Source organism: Glutamicibacter sp. AGC84, from assembly GCF_053543575.1.
Window position 1 is genome coordinate 22,138 of record NZ_JBLVOC010000016.1, and the last position, 16,799, is coordinate 38,936.

The following is a 16,799-nucleotide window of genomic DNA, read 5'->3' on the forward strand; positions in this document are numbered from 1 at the left end:
CTCCCTTCACGGGGAGAACCGGGCCGATCTTTTATTCTGCCCGGAAACCGGTCAGCGCAAAAAAATAGTCCCAGACGTGTGAACGTCCGGGACTAGCCTGGGTTGCAGGCTGTCAGCCCTCGATCAAGGACAGCAGCGGGCTCACCGCGATGGTGAAACCAATCAAGGAAATCAGTCGAAGTACCATGCGGACACGTGCTCCCTGCTTGGTATTCGGTTCTGGCAGGCGGAAGCCCTGTTCAACGATCCACACCAATATGGCAATGACAACTCCGGTCAAGGCAACCTGCGCTGGGGCGAGGCCAGAAAGCAGGGACACCACTCCAATGCCGATGATGACACCGACGCAAGCCTGGAAAACCAGGTGCAACGGCGTGCGGGTTGCTCCCATCCGCGGGACTTTACGCTGGGCACCGGGGGTCTCGTCCCGGTCTTCTTGTGGAATCATTTCTCCTTGTTTCCTGCTCGTTTAAACCTGTGCTTTCGCGGGGCCGCGCGAAGACACCACTTCCTTGGACAACAGCAGGCCACTGCCGCCGTTAAAAACCACAGTACCGAACCGTGGAGCCCGGGCTACTTCTTCGAATCCCAGGGCACGATGAAGCGCCAAAGACGCAGTATTCTGCGCGTTGACCACGCACCATGCGGTCGAAGCGCGCTGCGCAATCCATGACAGCCTGGCCTCGGTTAGGCTTCGTGCCACGCCCCGTTGCCGGTATCCGCAGGCAACCTCGATCCCGGCAAGGTAATAGCCAGCTGGCGCCAACGGATCAGCAGGCTCCCACCAATGGGCTCGCGCCCAGCCAAGCAGCTCGCCGGCCGGGTTCTTGACGACTACCTGGCATTCACCAGCGCCCCAATTTCCAGGTTCAGCCTGACGCCCCAAACTCTCCGACAGCCGACGGATGGCCGGGTGGTCCGCTGCCTGCATTGGCTGCGTCGCAACTATGGGGCTTATCATTCGTGATCAGTCGATGGACATCGGCTTTGGTGGCATCGGGTGCGCCATCTTCAGCTTGTTCAATTCCGCATAGGGCGCAACACCGATACTCATCTTGGTGAAGTCCAGCTTGGCTTCGCGGATGCACGTCTTGATCGCAGCGACTGCAAGCTTTGGAGCTGGTGATAGGACTCGGATGTTCAGCTTTCGGATACCGAAATCGCTGGACTCCACCGTGCCAAGTCCGCGCCATGCCAAGTGGCCGGTCAGCGCTTCCTTGGCCTTCTTGTCCAGGTACTGGTCGCGCTCGGTGCCATTTGCGGATTTCAGCGCGTACTGCACGATAACCCACGACTGATCTTCTTCCTTGATCTCTGCATAGCCTTCGGCAGCACAGGCTTCAGCGAAACCAGCGAACAATTCGTCGGCGCGGTCGGTGTTTACGTCCTGGACTTCATTGGTCTTGGACATATGTCCCACGGTGCCGTGATTGATCACGAACTGACCCAATTCATCGTCCTCGAACTGCTGGAACCATGCCTCGCGGAATTCCAGTTCGTTCTTTTCGTTCATCCGGTAGGTGCGAATGATCGCCATGTGATTACCCCTTGGGTCTACGGTGTGCTTAGTTATCTAAATTTTTGGAGGTTTCGGCAAGCTGTGCGGCTAGGCGCTCAGCCTTGGATTGCCAGGTGGCGCGGTGTTCGGCATTGAACGGTGCATCGTTGTTGATCACGGTGCCGAGCAACAGTCCAGCTTCTCTTCCAATACTACGAACTAGGGAAGCTGGATAGTTCATGCCTATTTCATGTTCGGCGAATTCATCTTCATCATCAAGGAACACGCCTTGGCTACGTGAACGAATCACGTCCAAATCCATGTCAATGGAGTTGACTTCCCAAGCGCCACGCTTCATCCGTCGCCATCCGATGTTGCTGGACAGGTCGATGTAGACATCAAAATCTTCCAGTGCATCCGCATAGAGGGTGGCAATCCACTGGCCCGAGTGTGGAATCAGGCAGAGCGCATTACTCGCTGCCAAGTGTGCGGTGCCCGGACGGGCTACCAGTGCGCCGGCCGGCTGGTGAAGCCAATGTCCGTATTTGTCCTGTCCGAGATAAAATCCGGGCACCACCCAGTGCGGGCTGGAATCATACTTCCAGGCGCGCGCTACCACCAAGGAACCCTCGGCGATAGTTTCTGGGCTACGGGGCAGGTCTACCGGGCAGCCGGACGGTGAGCTCACAGCTTCGGAATCTGACCGGTAGGCAGGTCTTGTCCAGGGAGGGGCCGGGCGAATGGAACCTTGGTTCCCAGAACCTGCGCCAGGGTATCGCGGGCTACCTGCTGTGCAGTCAGTCCAACGCGGTCCAAGACCTCAGCACGAGTTCCGTGCGCCAAGAATTCGGTAGGCAAACCTACTTCGTTCAGAGCCGTATCGACACCCGCTGCACGCATTTCGGTGCGCAAGCGCGAACCCACACCGCCGGCTCGGACGCCATCTTCGATGCAGACCACAATGCGGTGACGGGCTGCCAGTGAAATCACCGAGGTTGGCATTGGTAGAACCCAACGAGGATCCACCACGGTCACCGATACGCCCTGGCTGTTCAGTCGTTCTGCGACATCCAGCGAAAGCTCGCTCATGGCGCCCACGGAAACGATGAGAACATCCGGTGCGGAACGGTCCCCCAAGCGTGCCAGAACATCCACGCCATCAGGCAGGCGGTCCACAGCTTCGATGGGTTCACCCACCGAGCCCTTGGAGAATCGCACGACACTTGGCGCATCATTGATGTCAAGGGCTTCACGCAGTTCCTCCCGCAGGCGGTCGGCATCGCGCGGCGCAGCCAGATGCAGGTTAGGCACGATCTGGGTCAGCGCCATATCCCACATGCCGTGGTGGCTGGCGCCGTCCGGGCCGGTGACTCCAGCGCGGTCCAGCACGATGGTGACACCTGCCTTATGCAGGGCCACGTCCATCAGCAATTGGTCAAAGGCACGGTTGAGGAAGGTCGCGTAGACGCAGACCACCGGGTGCAGTCCGCCAAAGGCAAGGCCGGCGGCAGTAGTCATGGCGTGCTGTTCGGCGATGCCCACGTCAATGACGCGTTCAGGGTGTTCCTGGGACATTTTCTTCAGGCCCACTGGCTGCAGCATGGCACCGGTGATCGCCACAATGTCCTCGCGCTCGTTGGCCACCGCCGCGATCTCTTCGCCGAAGACGCTGGTCCAGCTCTGCGCGCTGGACTTGGAAACCGGCAGACCGGTGATTGGGTCGATAACGCCAACGGCGTGGAACTGGTCAGCTTCATCGGCGCGGGCCGGAGCGTAGCCGTGGCCCTTCTCAGTCAGGGCATGCACGAGCACTGGGCCCGCGTACTGCTTGGCCTGCTGCAGCGCTTCTTCTACTGCGCGCTGGTTGTGGCCATCGATCGGGCCGATGTACTTCAGGCCCAGGTCCTCGAACAGGCCTTGCGGTGCCCACCAGTCCTTGATGCCCTTCTTGGTGGCGTGAAGGGACTTGTAAGTGAAATCGCCTACTGGCCCGGATCCCTTGAGCTTGACCTTGAGCTTGTCCATGGCGTTCTCGTAGGCCGGGTGGGTACGGAACTTGTCCAGCTGCTGGCGCAGTCCCGAAAGCTGGTTGGCCAGGCCGCCGATGGTCGGGGCGTAGGAGCGGCCGTTGTCGTTGACCACGATGACTGCTTTGCGGTCCTTGTCGGCAGCGATGTTGTTGACTGCTTCCCAGGCCATGCCGCCGGTCAAGGCGCCATCGCCCACCAGGGCTACGGCGTAGCGGTCATTGTTATTCATCAGCTTGTTGGCGCGGGAAATTCCATCAACCCACGACAGCGAGGAGGAAGCATGGGAGGACTCAACCACATCGTGTTCTGATTCACCGCGGTCAGGGTAGCCCGACAGGCCTCCTTGCTGGCGCAAGGTCTCGAAATTCTGGCGTCCGGTAACCAGCTTGTGCACATACGACTGGTGTCCCGTATCGAAGACGATGGAGTCAGTTGGGGAATCGAAGACACGATGGATGCCCAAGGTCAGCTCGATAACACCGAGATTGGGACCCAAATGGCCGCCAGTACGAGCAACATTGTCGATGAGGAAGCCGCGGATTTCCTCCGCCAAGTCGTCGAGCTGCTCGAGGGTAAGCGCCCGCAGGTCACTTGGTTTCTTGATGGTCTTCAATAAAGACACGTTCATCCCCTTCACAAATTCGCCGACAATAGGCTGGAAAGCCCATGCGAAATACCTAGTTTACCGCGTTCAAGGCTTCTTTCATTATCCGTCAACGTCCGTGCTGGTGCTAATTTCCTAGCAATGACGTTCACTACCCCGAACGCATGTGCCCGTTCGCGTGCGAGCCTAGTTGCGGTCCAGCGTATCGGCCAGCATTTGCAGCCCTTGCGCTTCGAAGGATTCATCTCCAACTTCATAAGACCAGACGGCCGTGCCCAGGCCTTCACGTAGTTGCATCATTTTCCATGATAATTCTTCGCGCGGATCATAGCCGTAGCCCTGAAGGAAGGCTTGTTCCAGCTCCGGATGCCCCACCCACTGCTGTAGTGAGAGTCGCGCGAAGTCGCTGGAAGCTGGACGGAATTCAAAACGTCCAAAATCAATGACTTTCAGTTTTCCTTGGTCTACGAGCCAATTACGAGGCTGCCAGTCTCCGTGCGTTGGGACGACGGCCACGGATTTAGGCTCGTAGCTGGTGAACAGGTCCCTGATCTGCCGGCACCGTGAAGCACCGATGCGGTGCTTGCGTTCAAGCAGCTGAAGGAATTTTGCCGTCAGCCGGGCTTCGTAGCCATGAGCAACACGCTGTTCTTGATCGTGCAGCAACCTGAGCGCGTGTCCCGCCTGTCGATGCGAATCCGGCGCGTATTCATTTTCTGTCCCTACGCACAGTTCTCCGGGTTGGTAGTCCAGCACTGCCAGGCGGTGCACGTCGCTTGAAAAACGCAGCCGCGCGGCCAGCCCGGCTTCGGCAAGTACACGCGTGTACCGGCGATGTGCTTCCAGCTCCCGGATGATGTGATGGTTGCTTTCGCCCGCGGTCTTGAGCACGAAGTGCTTTCCGGCTGCATCCAAATGGAGGACTTTAATGTCTGTCAGCCCCCAAGACATGTCCGAAACGACTGTTGCCTCTCCGAGCCAGGAACGCACTTGGTGCACTTGGCCCGCATTCAGCAGATCTTCAAGGGCAGGTGACGTCATCGGAAGTTCCTCTCCGCCAACAGTTTTCTGGAAGTGATTCCCGAGTCTAGCAATTGATCTCCAGGCTCCCTGCGGGCGGCGCTAAGCTGAGCGTATGCCACCTTCCTTCGATCCTCATCACGTCTCAGCGAGTTATTCGAGTCTCGCCAGCGCCTATATCGATCTGTTCGCTTCGCCCGAGCAGGCGGAGCTTGAAGACCGGGAGCTGATTGCGGCGTGGGCGGGGCAGCTGGAGGGGCCGGTCCTGGACGCTGGCTGCGGGCCTGGGCATTGGACACAGTTCATCGCCGATGCCCATCGGCCGGCTACAGGCGTTGACCTCGTTCCGGAGTTTCTGGACTTCGCACGGCGCAACTTCCAGAAGCCCGATTTCCTGCGTGCGGACTTGGCACAGTTGCCGTTCGAAGACCACCATTTTTCCGGGGTGCTCGCCTGGTACTCGGTAATCCATGCTCCTCCAGCCGAGCTTCCGCAGCTGTTGGGCGAGTTTGCCCGGGTGCTCAAGCCACGCGGCAAGCTGCTGCTCGGATTCTTTGCCGGGGATCAGCTAGAAGCCTTTGGCCACCAGGTCGCCCCGGCCTGGTATTGGCCGCCCGGGGAATTGGAGCTGTTGTTGGAAACGTCAGGCTTCAGCGTGCTGGAAGTTGGCACCCGCACCCGGTCCACGGCCCGCACCCATGGTCAGCTGAGTGCGCAAAAGGCTGGTTAAAAACCTGAGACCCAAGGCAATTGCCTTGGGTCTCAGGTTTTCCCGCGATGCGGAACTACTTAGAGATTCGCTTCGACCGGAGCCGAGGTGGATCTGCTAGTTGGCAGCGGCGATCTGGCGCAGTACGTACTGCAGGATGCCACCGTTGCGGTAGTAGTCAGCTTCACCTGGGGTGTCGATGCGCAGAACTGCGTCGAACTCGGTAACCTTGCCGTCTTGTGCGGTTGCGGTAACCTTCAGGGTCTTCGGGGTGGTGCCGTTGTTCAGCTCGGTCACGCCGGAGACAGCGAAGGTCTCGGTTCCGGTCAGACCCAGCGAATCAGCGGATTCGCCGTCTGGGAACTGCAGCGGCAGAACGCCCATGCCGATCAGGTTCGAGCGGTGGATACGCTCGAATGATTCGGTGATGACGGCCTTGACGCCCAGCAATGCGGTGCCCTTGGCAGCCCAGTCACGCGAGGAGCCCGAGCCGTATTCCTTGCCGCCAAGAACGACCAGCGGGGTGCCGGCAGCCTTGTAGTTCTCTGCAGCGTCGTAGACGTAAGCCTGCGGAGCATCAGCCTGGGTGAAGTCGCGGGTGAAGCCACCCTCGACGCCGTCCAGCAGCTGGTTCTTGATGCGGATGTTGGCGAAGGTACCGCGGATCATGACTTCGTGGTTGCCACGGCGCGAGCCGTAGGAGTTGAAGTCCTTGCGATCCACGCCGTTCTCGATCAGGTAGCGGCCAGCCGGGGTTTCCGACTTGAACGAACCTGCAGGCGAGATGTGGTCGGTGGTCACCGAGTCGCCCAGCTTCAGCAGCACGCGAGCGCCGCTGATGTCCTGGACTGGCTGCGGCTCGGCGGTCATGCCGTCGAAGTACGGTGCCTTGCGTGCGTAGGTCGACTTCTCGTCCCATGCGAAGGTCGAACCCTCCGGGGTGTCCAGTGCCTTCCAGCGAGCGTCCCCTTCGAAGACTCCGTCGTAGCCCTTGGCGAACATTTCCTTGTCGATCGACGAGTCAATGATTTCCTGGACCTCGACAGGCGATGGCCAGATGTCCTTCAGGAAGACATCGTTGCCCTCGGCGTCCTGGCCCAGTGCGTCGGTCTCGAAGTCGAAGTCCATGGTGCCAGCCAGTGCGTAGGCGATGACCAGTGGCGGGGAAGCCAGGTAGTTCATCTTCACGTCTGGGTTGATGCGGCCTTCGAAGTTGCGGTTACCCGAAAGAACTGCGGTAGCTGCGAGGTCGTTGGCGTTGATGGCCTCGGAGATCTCGGCATCCAGTGGACCGGAGTTGCCGATGCACGTTGCGCAACCGTAGCCCACAACGAAGAAGCCGAGCTTCTCCAGGTATGGCAGCAGGCCGGACTTCTCGTAGTACTCGGTAACGACCTTCGAGCCTGGCGCGACCGAAGTCTTGACCCATGGCTTGGAGGTCAGGCCCTTGTCAGCTGCGTTGCGAGCCAGTACGGCTGCGGCCAGCATGACCGAAGGGTTGGAGGTATTGGTGCACGAGGTGATCGAAGCGATCGAAACCAGGCCGTGGTCCAGGGTGAACTGGGTGCCATCTTCCTTGGTGACATCGACGGCTACCGACGGGCGGCCAGCGCCCTGGGTGTCGTCGGCGTTCGATACGTAGTTGTGCAGGTCCTTGCGGAACTGTTCCTTCGAGGAAGACAGCTCGATGCGGTCCTGTGGACGCTTCGGGCCGGCGATCGATGGAACCACGGTCGACAGATCCAGCTCGAGGTATTCCGAGAAACGGATCTCGCGGCTTGGATCGTGCCACATGCCCTGTTCCTTGGCGTAAGCCTCGACCAGTGCCACGTTCTCGTCGCTGCGGCCGGTCAGGCGCAGGTAGTCGAGGGTGACATCGTCGATCGGGAACATCGCGGCAGTGGAGCCGAATTCTGGGGACATGTTGCCGATGGTTGCACGGTTGGCCAGTGGCACTGCTGCAACGCCTTCGCCGTAGAACTCAACGAACTTGCCAACAACGCCGTGCTTGCGCAGCATTTCGGTGATGGTCAGCACCACGTCGGTTGCGGTGGCGCCAGCTGGGATCGAGCCAGCCAGCTTGAAGCCGACAACGCGTGGGATCAGCATGGAGACAGGCTGGCCGAGCATTGCTGCCTCGGCTTCGATGCCGCCAACGCCCCAACCCAGCACGCCCAGGCCGTTGACCATGGTGGTGTGGGAGTCGGTGCCTACGCAGCTATCCGGGTAAGCGCGCAGTACGCCGTTGACCTCGCGGGTCATGACGGTGCGTGCCAGGTACTCGATGTTGACCTGGTGCACGATACCGGTGCCCGGTGGGACGACCTTGAAGTCATCGAATGCAGTCTGGCCCCAGCGCAGGAACTGGTAACGCTCGCCGTTGCGCTGGTACTCGATCTCCATGTTGCGCTCGACAGCGCCTTCGAAACCGAAGGTGTCGATCTGCACGGAGTGGTCGATGACCATTTCGGCTGGTGCCAGCGGGTTAACGCGGGTTGGGTCACCGCCGAGGTCCTTGACGGCCTCGCGCATGGTTGCCAAGTCAACGACACAAGGCACGCCGGTGAAGTCCTGCATCAGCACACGTGCAGGGGTGAACTGGATTTCGGTGTTCGGCTGAGCCGAAGCATCCCACTGACCCAGTGCATTGATGTGCTCGTTGGTTACGTTCGCGCCGTCTTCGGTGCGAAGCAGGTTCTCAAGAAGAACCTTAAGGCTGTAAGGAAGGCTGTCCGAGCCTTCAACCGTATTTAGTCGGTAAATTTCGTATTCGGTTCCATTGACGTCAAGTACGCCCTTGGCACCGAAGCTGTCCACATTGCTCACGTGGGACTCCTCTCGCCAGACACTCATTCTGTTGCACACGCACACTGTAATTCCAGTTAGGAGTTCCTAACTGAGATAGTCAGGCTCCTAGCGTGGCAGAGCTAAAAACAGTCTATCGCCTAAGCTCATAAAAAGACTCCTCGGAATAAATTTTCATCCGAATTCGTGTCTAATCGGACAATTTCAGGTGTTTAACGGCGCACGAAGAGCCCGATGGACTCCATATGGTGGGTATGCGGGTACAAATCGTGAATCTCCATATGCTCTAATTCGTAGCCGCGTCCCATCAAACGCGCGGTATCACGGGCGAAAGCCGCAGGGTCGCAGGACACGTAACAAATCCGGGATGCAGCAATGGAAGCCAGCTCCCCAGCCACCTGCTTATCGATCCCGGTGCGGGGCGGGTCAAGTACCACGGCGTCCAGGGAGGCATCCCCGGCGACCTGCCGTAACACTCGCTCAACACGGCCTCGGATCACCGTGGCCTGCGAATAGGAGCGCAGATTCTTCTTCGCATCGGCATGCGTGCCCGGAGCGCCTTCAATTGAGAAGACCCGGCCCTGGGAGCCAACTGCCTTAGCCAACGGGACGGAGAACAAGCCAGCACCCGCATAGAGGTCGGCGATTTGCTCGCCAGCGGCTGGCTCGGTCAGTTCAACTACGCGCTGGGAAAGCAGGCTGGCCGCCTCTCGATGCACCTGCCAGAATCCTTCACCGGTAATCCGGAACTTCTCCCCCAGTACCTTTTCGGTCAGGAACGCCGAACCAGCCAAGGTCTGCAAGCTGCCTTTGCCGTCAGCCGCCGAGCCGCCCCGCTGGCTGAAAGCGGCGACATTGACACCCTCCGGGAACTGCTTTGCCACCTTTGCCGCGGCGCCGGTACTTGCTTCAGCCAGCAGGATCAGCACGGTCTGGTCATCCTGGCTGGATACCGCAGCCTCGACACGCTCGATTCCGCTGTAGTCCACAGAGTACAAGCCAGTGGCCTCGATAGCCGGATGGGCCAATGGCATCTGCGCGATGCCGGTCAACTGGTTACTGCGGAATGCGCTCATCGCGAGCTTGCCCTGTGCGTCCACCGAATAGGACATCCGGGTACGCCAGCCCAGGCCGTCGGCCGCGCCCTTGACCGCTTGCACCGCAGGGAAGTTGTAGTCCTCCGCCTTCAGGCCGCCTAGACGGGTCATCTGCTCGGCAGCAACCTGCGACTTGAGCTCACGCTGGTGCTCAAGGGTGATGTGGCCGAACTCTGCGCCACCCACCGGGTCACGATGCTTCAGGGCATCAGCGGCATCCCAGAAGTGGGGCACGCGGTGCTCGCTGGCTTCGAGCACCTCGGCGACGTCGGCACGCCAGAATTTGGCCTCCGGCGCACTGTCCGTCAGGCACACATTCACCAGCTCTCCGGGAATGCCGTGGCGCACGAAGATCACGCGGCCCTCATGGCGGGCGACGGTGTGGCCGCCATGGGCAATCTTGCCCAGGCGGACGGTGAGCATTGGTGTTTCAGTCATCGATCTTGTCTTTCATCAGAAGCATTGAATTCAGCGGTGTGCCGAAGATTCTTCGGTCGGCCCGCCGCCCAGGGCATGCGAAGCACTGAGCAAGCGCCATGGAACCGAGGCGATCAAGACGCCCGGTTCATAGTGCAGCCGGTTTTTCACTCGTAAAGCGGTTTGGTTGTGCACCAGCTGTTCCCACCAGTGGCCCACTACGTATTCAGGGATGTACACGACGATCAGTTCCCGCGGGGATTCACGCTTGATGGAACGAATATGCTCAATCAGCGCCCCGGGGATATCGCGGTACGGAGAAGCCAGGGCGGTGATCGGCACCGGAATCTGCAGGCGTTCCCAGTCCCGGAGGGTCTTTTCGGTTTTGCTTCGTTCCACATCCACGATGATTGCTTCGAGCTTCGAGGGACGCGAAGCCCGGGCGAAGGCCAAGGCCCGCAGCACCGGCTTGCGCACGGTGGAGACCAGCACCAGTGCATGCACCCGGGAGGGCAGCGCCGTGGCGGCAACGTCCTCATCCACCGCCAGTTCGTCGTCAACCTTCTGGTAGTGGCGCTGCAGCGAATCCATGATCACCATCAATACCGCAATGCCCAGCACGGCCAACCACGCGCCGTGGACCAAGCGGGTGGCCAAGACGACCACGAGCACCAGCGCCGATAGGACCAGGCCCACCAGGTTCAGCAGGCGCTTGCGCTGCTTGGCCGCACGGATCCTGCGGTCGGCAATGGGAACCAGCACGCGTTTCCAGTGCTTGAGCATGGCCAGCTGGCTCAGCGTAAAGGAAACGAACACGCCCACCACGTACAGCTGGACCAGCAAGGTGACATCGCCTTGGAACAGCAGCACCAGTGCAATCGCGGCAACGCCCAGGGACAATATGCCGTTGGAGAAGCCCAGCCGATCACCGCGGGTACGCAGCTGGCGTGGCAGGAAGCCGTCGGTAGCCAGATGGCTGGCCAGCAGGGGGAAGGAGTTGAAGGCCTGGTTTCCGGCCAGCAGCAGCACGGCAATGGTCAGCACCGAAACAATGACCAGGCCGAAGGTGAAATCGCCGAACACGGCTTGCGCCAGCTGGCCAAGGACCGGGACCTGCACAAACCCTTCAGGGATCGGCGCACCGTCGAGCAAGAATGAGGCCTGCGGGTCGGCGACGACCTTGATGCCGGTGGCACGGGCAAGCATCAGCGTGCCAAGTGTCAGCACCCCGGAGAGCAGGCCCAGCACCAGCAGGATCCGTGCCGCGTTCTTGGCCCGCGGCTTGGCCAGGGTCTGCACGTTCGAGATCGGGACCTCGATACCGGTCAGCGCCGCCGAACCCGTACTGAAAGCACGCAGGATCAGCAGTGCACCGACGACACCGTGCAGCCCATTGGCAAACTCTTCTTCCGGCACAATCGTGAAATCCGCGCTCGGGGCAAGCCCGAGGGTACCGGTCAGCGCCATCACCCCGCCGATAGCGACCAGCAGCAGCATGCCGATCACGAAGAGGTAGACCGGAATGGCCAGGGTCCAGCGCCCTTGTCCCCTGCCGCGCAGATTACCGACCACGAGGAATGCGACAAGTCCAGCAGCCACCCAAGCCTTGTACTCGGCCACTGCAGGGAAAATGGCGGCGAGGTACAGGGCAGCTGATGAGCTGGACACAGCAACGGTGAGCACGAAGTCGACCAGCAGCGCAGCGGCGACCGCTGTTCCCGGGCGCGCACCCAGGTTCTTCTTCACGATCTCGTAGTCGCCACCGCCAGAGGGGTACTCCATGACCGATTGCCGGTAGGACAGCACCAGCACCACCAGCACGGCAAGGACAGCAAGTCCGACCATCGGCGAAAGCGCGGTGGCCGCGATGCCCGCAATGGCCAGCGTCAGCAAGATTTCGTCTGGCGCGTACGCCAAGGACGACAGGGCGCTGGACGAGAAAATCGGCAACGCGACGTTAGGTGGCAACGGCTTCTTTTTCAGCTGTTCAGTTCTGAAAGGCCGGCCCACCAAGATCCGCTTCAGACCGTCAAATAATGCAGGCACGACACAACGTTATCGCAGGGTGCAAGGCACATGGGTGCTGCACCACCGATAAACTGGGTGCGATCAGCGCTATTGTTGCATTCGGAGCACACAGCTTGTGTGCGCCACTGGACATGCAGCAAGCAGTAGACCCAAGGAGTTCTCGGTGGCACATTTCGTGATCATGGGGTGCGGACGCGTCGGTGTCTCGCTAGCCCACACGCTGGATTCAGCGGGGCATTCCGTGGCAGTCATTGACCAGGACCCGCATGCCTTCCGCCGGCTGAGCAAAGGCTTCTCAGGTTCCACGGTGACCGGCATGGGGTTCGACAAGGACACCCTGGAAGCTGCCAAAATCGATGAGGCCTATGCCTTCGCCGCCGTATCCAGCGGTGATAATTCCAACATTCTCGCCACTCGCGTATCGCGCGAAACCTATAACGTCCCCCATGTCGTGGCCCGCATCTACGATCCAGGGCGCGCCGAGATCTACCAGCGCCTGGGTATCCCCACCGTGGCCGCGGTCCGTTGGAGCACCGATCAGGTGCTGCGCCGGATCCTGCCCGACTATTCGATGCGCGGTGACTTCCGGGAGCCATCGGGGCGCCTGGTGCTTTCCGAAGTTGCCCTGCACCGCGACTGGTATGGACGGCTGGTCAAGGAGCTGGAAGCGGCCGCCGGGGTACGAGTGGCCTATCTGACCCGCTTCGGCGAAGGCACCATCCCCGAGGGCCGCACCCGATTGCAGGGCGGCGACCTGGTGCACGTGATGATGCGGCTCGATGAGTCCAAGGACATCGAAAAGATCCTTGCCAGCCCGCCGGCTGCGCAGGCCAACGAATAATCTGAGAGGCACCCCCATGAAGGTCATGATTGCCGGGGCCGGCTCGGTCGGTTCCTCCATTGCCCGCGAACTTGTGATCAACCATCACGAAGTCCTGCTTATCGACCTGCAGCCGGAAATGGCCGAGCGCGCCGACCTGGAAGCGGTGAAGTGGCTGATTGGCGATGCCTGCGAATTAGCTGTCTTGCAGCAGGCACAGCTGGAAGAGTACGACGTGGTCGTTTCGGCAACCGGCGATGACAAGGTGAACCTTGTGGTCTCGTTGCTGGCCAAGAGCGAATTCGGCATCCGGCGCACCGTAGGCCGCGTGAACAATCCGAAGAATGAGTGGATGTTCGATGACGCCTGGGGCGTAGATGTAGCGGTCAGCACCCCGCGGCTGATGACCGCGCTGGTGGAAGAAGCCGTGGAGGTGGGCGACCTGGTGCGGCTGCTGACGCTGAAGACCGGCGAGGTCTACATGGTCGAGTTCACCGTCCCGCACGATTCGGCGTTGATTGGCCGCAGCATCGGGCGCATCTCCTGGCCCGAAGACACCACCATGATGGCAGTGGTTCGCGATAAGACGCCGTTCCCGCCCAGTGCCGATGATGTGATTGAGGGTGGCGATGAAATCTTCTTCATCACCACCCCGCAAGCCGAAGCCTTGTTGCGCCGCACGCTGCGCGACGCCACCCGCTAGACGGCTTGTGCTGGAGGGCTGGTCCCGTTGCTGGCTTCTGCTGCAGGCTTCGAGACCAGCCAGGCAAACCAGAGCCCCGCTGCATACAGCGGCACCCCCATCAAGGCGCGGGCCAAGCCCAAGGCCACGACGTCATCTGCGATGTACATCGGGATCTGCACTGCAAGGCGCAGCGCGAAAACAGCAATGATGATCCAGGTGGCCACCTGGTAGCGGCGCAAGCGCCCGGGTTTCTTGCGCCACTCGGTGCCTTCGTTGCGGATGAACCCGAAGAGCAGGCCGATCAGCGGCCAGCGGGCCATCACCGAAATCAGCAATCCCGCCAAGTAGGCGGCCGATACGTAGAACCCTGGAATGTAGTAGTCCTTGGCATTGCCTGAATTGCGTGCGGCGAAGGCGCAGATCAGGATGCCGATCAGCCCGGAGCCGGCCTGGATCAGCGTCGAGCGCTTGGCTAGGCGGATGATCATGAACACCACGCCAAGACTGATCGAAGCGATCAGCCCCCAGCCCAGATTGGAGGTCAGCGCGAAGACCATGATGAACACGAAACCGGGAAGCACCGTTTCCAGGATTCCGCGCACGCCACCGACGGTGGAGAGCAGATCTATCCCGCCGTCGGCATTTTGCGCGATGTTGGCGTTCGAGCCAATCATTTCCGCGAAGCTTGGATGCTTTGCTTCCGGCGTGGATCCATCTTCCGGACGCGATTCGTCGTTGTTCATCATGTTTTCTTCCAGTTAGACGCCAGCATGCTCTCGTTCTCAAGACCTTGAGGGAACGCGCGGATCACCCGCGGGCCTCCGGCACGATTACGTAGCGCGGATTAAAGATCGTCGGAACTTGATCCACGGGAGCGACCATTCCCGAGTATTCCACCTTCACGCCCGGCTTGATTCCCGGAACGGATTTCTGGCCCATGAACGCCAAACGCACATGCGGTACAGTCCCGCGACGAGCAGACACCGCACCGAGCCGGTCGACCACCACCGCGGTCAGCGTGGGTGCGACGTGTGGCGCGGAATAGCTAACCGATTGGATGTAGCCCGTGTGCTCCACCCTGCCCTTGACAGGCAGCTGTTCCAAGCTGTCCAGCCGCTGGTAGCTGAGCTTTTGGCCCGAGGGGCCAAGCAGCGCAGTGACGGGTTTGTCCTTCAGCGACATGCATTAGCCGATCTGGGTGATCTCTGGTCCGCGTTCTGGACGCTTCAGCTCAGGGTTCTGCTCAGTGCCTGCCGGGCGGGCCTGCGCATTGGCCGGAACACTCAGGGGCAGGAGTTCGGCCGGTGGCAGTGGCTTGTCGCCGCGGTTGACCACGACAGTGCGCAGGATCCCGTCAACGATGCCAGCCGCTTCTTCGTCTCCAATGGCAGCGCCGCCAATGACCGCACGCAGGAACCAGCGGTGGCCGTCGATGCCGACAAAGCGCAGGGCGACATGCCCGGCGCGACCATCAGGCAGCTGCTGCGGCACCTTGGCGAGCAGCTCCTGGCCGTAATCGCCGTCGCGGGTGAAAATTTCGCCGTTCTGGGCACTGATATCGCTCTTGATCTTGTCGCTGATGCCAGGCCACAGCGATTCGGACTTCGAGGAAGAGAAAGCCATCAGCTGGATACGCGACTCGGCGATCTCCAGCGACACCGCGATGACACGCTTGTTGGACTCTTCAACGTCCATGCGGACCTTCAAGCCTGCTACTGGCTTGATCAGGATCGAGCCGAAGTCAAGGTATTCCTGCGTATTCTCGACCTCGCTGTAGTCGAACGGGCCGTCCTTCGGCTCGGCCTCGCCCTGGCCTGCCTCAGCAGCTGGTGCGTCGACTGGCTGGTCTTGGGCTTTCTTGCGCTTGAAAATCATGGTGTCCTTAGAAAATCTCGTCTTGCACTCAAGGGTACTTACTTGGAACTGAATCCGCCGGTCGAACCGAACCCGCCAGCGCCGCGAGCACTGTCGTCCAGCGAATCGACTTGGATGAACGCTGCCTGCTCGACTTTCTGGATTACCAGCTGGGCGATTCGGTCGCCTCGGCTGACTTCGAAAGACTCAGACGTGTCGGTATTCAGCAAGGTGACCATGATCTCACCACGGTACCCCGCGTCAACAGTGCCCGGTGCATTCACAACGGTAATGCCGTGCTTAGCAGCCAAGCCGCTGCGCGGATGCACGAGACCGACATAGCCATGCGGGATGGCCAGCGCAATGCCTGTTGGAATGAGCGCGCGGGCGCCAGGCTCCAGCACCAGCGACTCGCGAGCATGCAAGTCAGCACCGGCATCTGACGGATGCGCGTAGCTGGGAACCGGCAGTTCGGTGTCAAGCATCTTGATGGCAATGGAAATTGATGGCTCACTCATCGGTGTAGGTCTTCCCCCGGAGTTATGTGAAATAGTCACTCGATAGTTTCTCGTGGCTAACTCTATCGCGCGCGCAGGGCAATCCCCTGCCGCCAGCCCCGAGGTCATGGAACCAGGAAATATTGCCTAAACTTGGAACCATGAGTAATTCCAGCCCCGAGGGTTCGAACGTCCTGTACAGCGAAAAGCTCTGGCCATCGGCCAGCACCTGGATTTGGCCGATCATCATTTCCATCACCGCAGGTATCGCAGTAGCACCGATTAACAGCACCCTTGGATGGGTTGCCGGTGGCGTAGTTTTGATTTCACTGGTCGCGGTGTTCCTGCTGCGCGTGCCAGCCATCGAAGTCACCGATGATCTGGTCACCGTTGGCCGGGCCAGCATTGAACGCAAGTACATCGGCAACGTCGTCGGCTACCGTGGCGACGAGGCTTTCAAGCAGCGTGGACAGAAGCTTCACGGCTTGGCCTACATGCTGTTGCGTGGCTGGATCGACGGTGCCGTGCGCATGGAAGTGACCGACGAGCGAGACACCACGCCGTACTGGCTGACTTCCACCCGCCGTCCCGAAGAGCTGGCTGCCGCACTCTCGGGCGTGATGTACGAATTCACCGAGGAAGGCAAGGCCGAAGCAGCCAAGCAGGAGCAGGCAGAAGACGCTTCAGGCGAATAGCATTCACGGCTCCATGGAATAAAGCGATGGCGTGGGGGGG

Annotated in this window: 17 protein-coding genes; 4 read left to right on the top strand and 13 right to left on the bottom strand. The window is 60.5% G+C overall.

The window, feature by feature from the left end:
- Positions 1-112: 112 nt before the first annotated feature.
- From ACNPN0_RS11135 to ACNPN0_RS11160, 6 genes are all read right to left on the bottom strand, one after another.
- Positions 113-448: a hypothetical protein gene (locus ACNPN0_RS11135; protein ID WP_105656743.1), complete on the bottom strand. Its 336-nt coding sequence runs from the start codon at positions 446-448 to the stop codon at positions 113-115.
- A gap of 21 nt (positions 449-469) precedes the next feature.
- Positions 470-931, bottom strand: a complete 462-nt coding sequence (locus tag ACNPN0_RS11140; RefSeq protein ID WP_286172232.1) for a GNAT family N-acetyltransferase — start codon at positions 929-931, stop codon at positions 470-472.
- A 36-nt stretch (positions 932-967) separates the two neighbouring features.
- Positions 968-1,537, bottom strand: a complete 570-nt coding sequence (locus ACNPN0_RS11145; RefSeq protein WP_448938077.1) for a hypothetical protein — start codon at positions 1,535-1,537, stop codon at positions 968-970.
- Positions 1,538-1,565: 28 nt separating this feature from the next.
- Positions 1,566-2,117, bottom strand: a complete 552-nt coding sequence (locus tag ACNPN0_RS11150; RefSeq protein ID WP_448938078.1) for a DUF402 domain-containing protein — start codon at positions 2,115-2,117, stop codon at positions 1,566-1,568.
- A gap of 65 nt (positions 2,118-2,182) precedes the next feature.
- Positions 2,183-4,150 (bottom strand): 1-deoxy-D-xylulose-5-phosphate synthase, encoded by a 1,968-nt coding sequence (dxs, locus tag ACNPN0_RS11155; protein WP_105656856.1) that lies wholly within the window; start codon positions 4,148-4,150, stop codon positions 2,183-2,185.
- 168 nt (positions 4,151-4,318) lie between these two features.
- Positions 4,319-5,122 (bottom strand): phosphotransferase, encoded by an 804-nt coding sequence (locus ACNPN0_RS11160; RefSeq protein ID WP_448938079.1) that lies wholly within the window; start codon positions 5,120-5,122, stop codon positions 4,319-4,321.
- A gap of 145 nt (positions 5,123-5,267) precedes the next feature.
- Here ACNPN0_RS11160 and ACNPN0_RS11165 point away from each other — a divergent pair, with 145 nt between their 5' ends.
- Positions 5,268-5,882 carry a class I SAM-dependent methyltransferase gene (locus ACNPN0_RS11165; RefSeq protein ID WP_426734047.1) on the top strand — a complete coding sequence of 205 codons (615 nt, stop codon included), beginning with the start codon at positions 5,268-5,270 and terminating at the stop codon, positions 5,880-5,882.
- A gap of 96 nt (positions 5,883-5,978) precedes the next feature.
- On the opposite strand, the gene acnA is transcribed toward ACNPN0_RS11165, so the two are convergent.
- The 3 genes from acnA to ACNPN0_RS11180 form a co-directional block, all read right to left on the bottom strand.
- The gene (gene acnA, locus ACNPN0_RS11170) at positions 5,979-8,687 is read right to left on the bottom strand and encodes an aconitate hydratase AcnA (protein WP_448938080.1); all 2,709 of its coding nucleotides are present in this window, start codon (positions 8,685-8,687) and stop codon (positions 5,979-5,981) included.
- Positions 8,688-8,878: 191 nt separating this feature from the next.
- A complete protein-coding gene (locus tag ACNPN0_RS11175; protein ID WP_448938081.1) occupies positions 8,879-10,201 on the bottom strand; it encodes a class I SAM-dependent RNA methyltransferase in 1,323 nt (440 codons plus the stop codon).
- A gap of 30 nt (positions 10,202-10,231) precedes the next feature.
- Positions 10,232-12,226 (bottom strand): APC family permease, encoded by a 1,995-nt coding sequence (locus ACNPN0_RS11180; RefSeq protein WP_426734040.1) that lies wholly within the window; start codon positions 12,224-12,226, stop codon positions 10,232-10,234.
- A 145-nt stretch (positions 12,227-12,371) separates the two neighbouring features.
- On the opposite strand from ACNPN0_RS11180, the gene ACNPN0_RS11185 reads away from it, so the two are divergent.
- Together ACNPN0_RS11185 and ACNPN0_RS11190 are read left to right on the top strand one after the other, a co-directional pair.
- Positions 12,372-13,049, top strand: a complete 678-nt coding sequence (locus ACNPN0_RS11185) for a potassium channel family protein (protein ID WP_332731217.1) — start codon at positions 12,372-12,374, stop codon at positions 13,047-13,049.
- Between the two features lie 16 nt (positions 13,050-13,065).
- The gene (locus ACNPN0_RS11190) at positions 13,066-13,731 is read left to right on the top strand and encodes a potassium channel family protein (RefSeq protein WP_105656752.1); all 666 of its coding nucleotides are present in this window, start codon (positions 13,066-13,068) and stop codon (positions 13,729-13,731) included.
- Here ACNPN0_RS11190 and ACNPN0_RS11195 read toward each other — a convergent pair.
- The 4 genes from ACNPN0_RS11195 to dut all read right to left on the bottom strand — a co-directional run bounded on the left by ACNPN0_RS11195 (position 13,728) and on the right by dut (position 16,085).
- Positions 13,728-14,459: a DUF3159 domain-containing protein gene (locus ACNPN0_RS11195; RefSeq protein WP_332728044.1), complete on the bottom strand. Its 732-nt coding sequence runs from the start codon at positions 14,457-14,459 to the stop codon at positions 13,728-13,730. The genes ACNPN0_RS11190 and ACNPN0_RS11195 overlap by 4 nt on opposite strands.
- Positions 14,460-14,520: 61 nt before the next feature.
- The gene (locus tag ACNPN0_RS11200) at positions 14,521-14,895 is read right to left on the bottom strand and encodes a hypothetical protein (RefSeq protein ID WP_105656753.1); all 375 of its coding nucleotides are present in this window, start codon (positions 14,893-14,895) and stop codon (positions 14,521-14,523) included.
- A gap of 3 nt (positions 14,896-14,898) precedes the next feature.
- Positions 14,899-15,588 (bottom strand): DUF3710 domain-containing protein, encoded by a 690-nt coding sequence (locus ACNPN0_RS11205; protein WP_448938082.1) that lies wholly within the window; start codon positions 15,586-15,588, stop codon positions 14,899-14,901.
- A gap of 38 nt (positions 15,589-15,626) precedes the next feature.
- A complete protein-coding gene (gene dut / locus ACNPN0_RS11210) occupies positions 15,627-16,085 on the bottom strand; it encodes a dUTP diphosphatase (RefSeq protein ID WP_133834265.1) in 459 nt (152 codons plus the stop codon).
- Positions 16,086-16,225: 140 nt separating this feature from the next.
- Here dut and ACNPN0_RS11215 point away from each other — a divergent pair, with 140 nt between their 5' ends.
- On the top strand, positions 16,226-16,759 hold the full coding sequence (locus ACNPN0_RS11215) for a DUF3093 domain-containing protein (RefSeq protein ID WP_332486014.1): 534 nt from the start codon (positions 16,226-16,228) through the stop codon (positions 16,757-16,759).
- The last annotated feature ends 40 nt before the right edge of the window (positions 16,760-16,799 follow it).